Source organism: Nocardiopsis lucentensis DSM 44048, from assembly GCF_000341125.1.
GTDB lineage: Bacteria > Actinomycetota > Actinomycetes > Streptosporangiales > Streptosporangiaceae > Nocardiopsis > Nocardiopsis lucentensis.
In genome coordinates, this window is record NZ_ANBC01000032.1 from 1 (window position 1) to 4762 (window position 4762).

Genomic DNA, 4762 nt, shown 5'->3' on the forward strand with positions numbered 1-4762 from the left:
TCGCGCTCCTGGCCGCCGCCGTGCAGGACGGGAACCGGGGCCAGGCCCCGTCCGACGACCAGGGCGCCCGCCCCGACCGGGCCGCCGAGTTTGTGGCCGCTCACCGTCAGGGCGCTGACTCCGCTGGTGGCGAAATCCACCGGCTCCGCTCCGACCGCCTGGACGGCGTCCGTGTGGAAGGGGATCCCGTGTTCGGCGGCCACGGCCGCCAGCTCGGCCACCGGTTGCACGGTGCCGACCTCGTTGTTGGCCCACATGACCGAGACCAGGGCGACCGAACCGGGATCACGCTCGATCGCGTCCCTCAGCGCCCGGGGGTCGACGCGCCCCGCGCCGTCGACGGGGAGCGTCTCGAAGACCGCCCCCTGGTGGTCGGCCATCCAGTGCGCCGGGTCGAGGACCGCGTGGTGTTCGACCGCGCTGACCAGGATCCGCCGCCGGGCCTGATCCTCCGCGTTCCGGGACCAGTACAGTCCCTTGACCGCGATGTTGTCGGACTCGGTACCGCCCCCGGTGAAGACCACCTCGTGCGGCGTGCAGCCGAGGGCGCCCGCGAGCCGTTCCCGCGCCTCCTCCACCGTGCGGCGCGCGGCGCGGCCGTGGCCGTGCAGCGACGAGGGGTTGCCGAGGGAACCGAGCTCCTCCGTGAGGTCGGCGATGACCTCCGGGCGGACGTCGGTCGTGGCTGCGTGATCCAGATACACCATGGCGCTCCCAGAATACGCCCGCCACCGCCGTCCACGCCCTCGGTCCCGATAACCTTGAGTCATGCCTGACTCCTCGCAGCCCACCGGCCACCACTGGCACGCTCCCACGGCCCAGCGGCCGGTGAGCGCGCGACTGTCCCTGCCCGGTTCCAAGTCCGTGACCAACCGGGCGCTCGTGCTGGCGGCGCTGTCGGAGACGCCGTGCGTCGTGCGCCGCCCGCTCGCCAGCCGCGACAGTGAACTCATGATCGGCGCGCTCCGCGCCCTGGGCGTGGGCGTCACCCAGGACGGCGAGGACCTCGTCGTCACCCCCGCCGCGCTGCGCGGCCCTGCGTCCGTCGACGTCGGCAACGCCGGAACGGTCATGCGCTTCGTTCCGCCGCTCGCCGCCCTCGCCGACGGCGACGTCCACTTCGACGGGGACCCCCGCGCCCGTGAACGGCCCGTCGACGAACTCCTGAACGCCCTGCGCGCCCTCGGCGCGGACATCGACGACGGCGGGCGCGGCGCCCTGCCCATGACCATCCACGGCACCGGCGCGGTGCCCGGCGGCGAGGTCGTCCTGGACGCCTCCGGATCGTCCCAGTTCGTCTCGGCGCTGCTGCTCAGCGGCGCCAGGTTCGCCCAGGGCGTCCACGTGCGCCACCAGGGGCCGCCCGTGCCCTCCCAGCCGCACCTGGACATGACGGTGGAGATGCTCCGCGCCGTCGGGGTGTCCGTGTCCACCGGGGAGAACTCCTGGAGGGTGGAGCCGGGGCCGGTCAAGGCCACCGAGATCACCGTCGAGCCCGACCTGTCCAACGCCGCGCCGTTCCTGGCCGCCGCCCTGGTCAGCGGTGGCGAGGTGACCATCCAGGGGTGGCCCGAGCACACCACCCAGCCCGGCGACGAACTGCGCTCCCTCTTCACCCGCATGGGCGGTGAGGTGTCCCGCTCCGGCGGCGACCTCACCCTGCGCGGCACCGGTCAGGTCAACGGCATCACCGCCGACCTGCGTGACGTCGGCGAGCTCACCCCGACCATCGCCGCCGTGGCGGCCCTGGCGGACACGCCCTCCCGGCTCACCGGGATCGCGCACCTGCGCCGTCACGAGACCGACCGCATCGCCGCGCTCGCCGCCGAGATCAACCACCTGGGCGGTGACGTGGAGGAGCTGTCCGACGGCCTGGTCATCCGCCCGCGACCGCTCCACGGCGGCGTGTTCCACTCCTACGACGACCACCGGATGGCCACGTCCGGCGCGGTGATCGGCCTGTCGGTGCCCGGGGTGGAGGTGGAGAACATCGCCACCACGCGCAAGACACTGCCCGACTTCCCCGGCCTCTGGGCGGAGGCTCTGGCATGAGCCGCACGCGGGGCGGGGGACGCCACCTGGACGAGGACGACATCCGCGTACGCGCCCGGGGCGGCTCCCGACCCCGCACCCGCAAGCGCCCCAAGCACGAGAACGCGGTGGAGGGCCTGGTCACCGCCGTGGACCGGGGCCGCTACCGGTGCCTGGTGAACGACGTCCCGGTCGTGGCCATGAAGGCCCGTGAGCTGGGCCGGGGCTCCATCGTCGTCGGCGACCGCGTCGACGTCGTGGGGGATCTGTCCGGGAAGCCCGACACCCTCGCCCGCGTCGTGCGGGTCCGCGACCGCCGCTCCATCCTGCGCCGCACCGCCGACGACACCGACCCCGTCGAGCGGGTGATCGTCGCCAACGCCGACCAGCTGGCCATCGTGTGCGCGCTCGCCGACCCCGCGCCCCAGCCCCGTTTCGTCGACCGGTGCCTGGTGGCGGCCTACGACGCCGGGCTCGAACCGCTCCTGTGCCTGACCAAGGCGGACCTCGCCGACCCCGACGACCTGGTCCGGGTCTACGAGCCCCTGGGACTGCCCTACGAGGTGCTGAGCCCCGGGGGGGACCTCACCCGGCTCAGATCCCGCCTGGCCGACCGGACCAGTGTGTTCGTGGGTTCGTCCGGTGTGGGCAAGTCGACTCTGGTCAACCGGCTGATCCCCGGAACCGACCGGGCCGTGGGCCACGTGAACGCCGTGACCGGCCGGGGCCGCCACACCTCGACCTCCGCCGTCGCGCTGCCCTTCGAGGGCGGCTGGCTGATCGACACCCCCGGGGTGCGCAGTTTCGGGTTGGCGCACATCGAGCCCGAGGACATCGTGGCGGGCTTCGCCGACATCGACGAGGTCGCCCACGCGTGCCCCACGGACTGCACGCACCAGGAGGACGTCGAGGGCTGCGCCGTCGCCGCCGCGCTCACCGAGGGGACCCTCGACCCCGACCGCGTGGGGTCGCTGCGCCGCCTGCTCGCCAGCCGGGAGGGCGCCCTCGACGAGGAACCCGGGGCGTAGCACCCGACCGCGCCAGGGCGCTTCCCCCCGTCCAGGGACGGATTCCCCGGCTCACCGAAATCCGTTGATCACTCTCGGTAGTCTCCCGTCACGCCCGGAAAAGACGGGGAAGGACGAGCATGATCACTCGAATGACGCGTGAGTTTCCGCTGATGGCCGGCGGATGGACCTGCGTGTATTGCGACTGGCCCAATCGGCCTGAGGCGTCGGTGCGCGAAAACCCCTTCCGCTTCGGGGGACCGGACGGATAGAAGATTTCGGTCAGAAATAAACCGGGTATTTGCTCTGTCCCGCTCCTTGGAGGGTGTGGCGATACCCCGGACCATGTGCCCGTTTTCTGGTGACATGACCGGGGTACCGCGAGATAGGTTCACTCGATTCCGCCGTAGAGCACAGGAAGCCTGCCTAAAGTGGAAACTCCCCTCCTGAGGCGGTGCGTTCCCCACCGCCGGGCCACATGGACGGAGGCGGGGACGTGGAACCTCTCGTCTGTCACGCGCAAGGAAGGCCGTCGTCGTGAGTCCGCACCCCCCGAGCCCCCCAGCCCTGATCCGGACCCCGGAGGAATCCCTCGCCCCCTCCCGCCCCATCCGTGTCCTCGTCGTCGACGACCACGCCCTGTTTCGACGCGGCCTGGTGTCGGTCCTGGACGAGGAGGAGGACATCGACGTGGTCAGCGAGGCGGGTGACGGCGAAGAGGCGGTGCGCCTGGCCGCCGAGCACCGCCCCGACGTCGTCATCATGGACGTGCGCATGCCACAGGCATCCGGCATCGACGCCTGCTCACGTATCCGTGAGGCCCTGCCACAGGCGAAATTCATCATGCTCACGATGAGCGACGAGGAGGTCGATCTCTTCGACGCGCTCAAGGCCGGCGCCACCGGGTACCTGCGCAAGGAGATCTCGGTGACCGAGATCCCCCGGGCGGTGCGCGGTATCGCCGTGGGGCAGTCCTTCGTCGACCAGGCGATGGCCACCAAACTCATCGGTGAGTTCGCCGAACTGGCCAAACAGGGAGGCTCCCCGCGCGGGTCGGCCCCGGCACTGCCGCAGCTCACCCCGAGGGAGACCGAGGTGCTCAAGCTGCTGGCGCACTCGCTCAACAACCGGGAGATCGGCGAGCGGCTGTTCATCACGGAGAACACCGTGAAGAACCACGTGCGCAACATCCTGGAGAAACTCCAGGTGCACTCGCGCACCGAGGCCGCCATCTACGCCGTGCGCGCCGAGTACGTGCATCCGGGAACGTAGGCACGGCGAACGCGCCCCGCTCACCGTGGTGGCGGCGGGGAGCATTTCCGCGAAACCCACGAGTGGCGGAGCGAATTCGCCCGCGCATACCTGGGACGGGGGCATTGGGAAAGGCCGGGTCGAGGGCCGGGGGACGCCCTCCTCCGACCCGACCGCACCCCTACAGGTCCACCGTCCCCCCGCAGCGCCAGTACCGCGACCGGTCGCGCTCCATGAACCCCTCGTCCACCAGGCTGTGCCGCAGCACCGCCAGGTCCGCGCTGAACCGCACCAGCACCGCGTTCACCTCGGCCTCGGTGTAGCGGACACCCGGCTCGAAGGTCCGCGCCACCTGGTCGAACAGCACCAACCGCTCGGCGCGGCGCACCGGAAGCACGGTGATGCGGCCGTGCGGCATGTACTTCCTCAGCACCTTCCGCCGCTCCCGCTCCGACAGCGGCTCCTCCCACACC

5 protein-coding genes are annotated in these 4762 nt (G+C 71.6%); 3 read left to right on the plus strand and 2 right to left on the minus strand.

The genetic code is table 11. From position 1 onward, the window contains the following. Positions 1–707: cysteine desulfurase family protein (locus D471_RS0100815; RefSeq protein ID WP_017596868.1), on the minus strand; the 707-nt coding region annotated here is incomplete at its 3' end. A 61-nt stretch (positions 708–768) separates the two neighbouring features. On the opposite strand from D471_RS0100815, the gene aroA reads away from it, so the two are divergent. The 3 genes from aroA (at position 769) to D471_RS0100830 (ending at position 4310) form a co-directional block, all read left to right on the plus strand. After that, the gene (gene aroA / locus D471_RS0100820; RefSeq protein ID WP_017596869.1) at positions 769–2052 is read left to right on the plus strand and encodes a 3-phosphoshikimate 1-carboxyvinyltransferase; all 1284 of its coding nucleotides are present in this window, start codon (positions 769–771) and stop codon (positions 2050–2052) included. After that, positions 2049–3059, plus strand: coding sequence for a ribosome small subunit-dependent GTPase A (gene rsgA, locus D471_RS0100825; protein ID WP_017596870.1), 1011 nt, complete (start codon positions 2049–2051; stop codon positions 3057–3059). The genes aroA and rsgA overlap by 4 nt, the downstream gene beginning before the upstream one ends. A gap of 516 nt (positions 3060–3575) precedes the next feature. Continuing rightward, positions 3576–4310 carry a response regulator gene (locus D471_RS0100830; protein ID WP_017596871.1) on the plus strand — a complete coding sequence of 245 codons (735 nt, stop codon included), beginning with the start codon at positions 3576–3578 and terminating at the stop codon, positions 4308–4310. A gap of 160 nt (positions 4311–4470) precedes the next feature. Here the strand turns inward: D471_RS0100830 and D471_RS0100835 are convergent, their stop codons facing one another. Then, positions 4471–4761, minus strand: a complete 291-nt coding sequence (locus D471_RS0100835) for a DUF2087 domain-containing protein (RefSeq protein ID WP_051059087.1) — start codon at positions 4759–4761, stop codon at positions 4471–4473. Position 4762: the final 1 nt, after the last annotated feature.

Coding starts and splice junctions, on each gene's coding strand:
- aroA (WP_017596869.1), top strand. CDS start 769: ATGCCTGACTCCTCGCAGCCCACCGGCCACCACTGGCACGCTCCCACG.
- rsgA (WP_017596870.1), top strand. CDS start 2,049: ATGAGCCGCACGCGGGGCGGGGGACGCCACCTGGACGAGGACGACATC.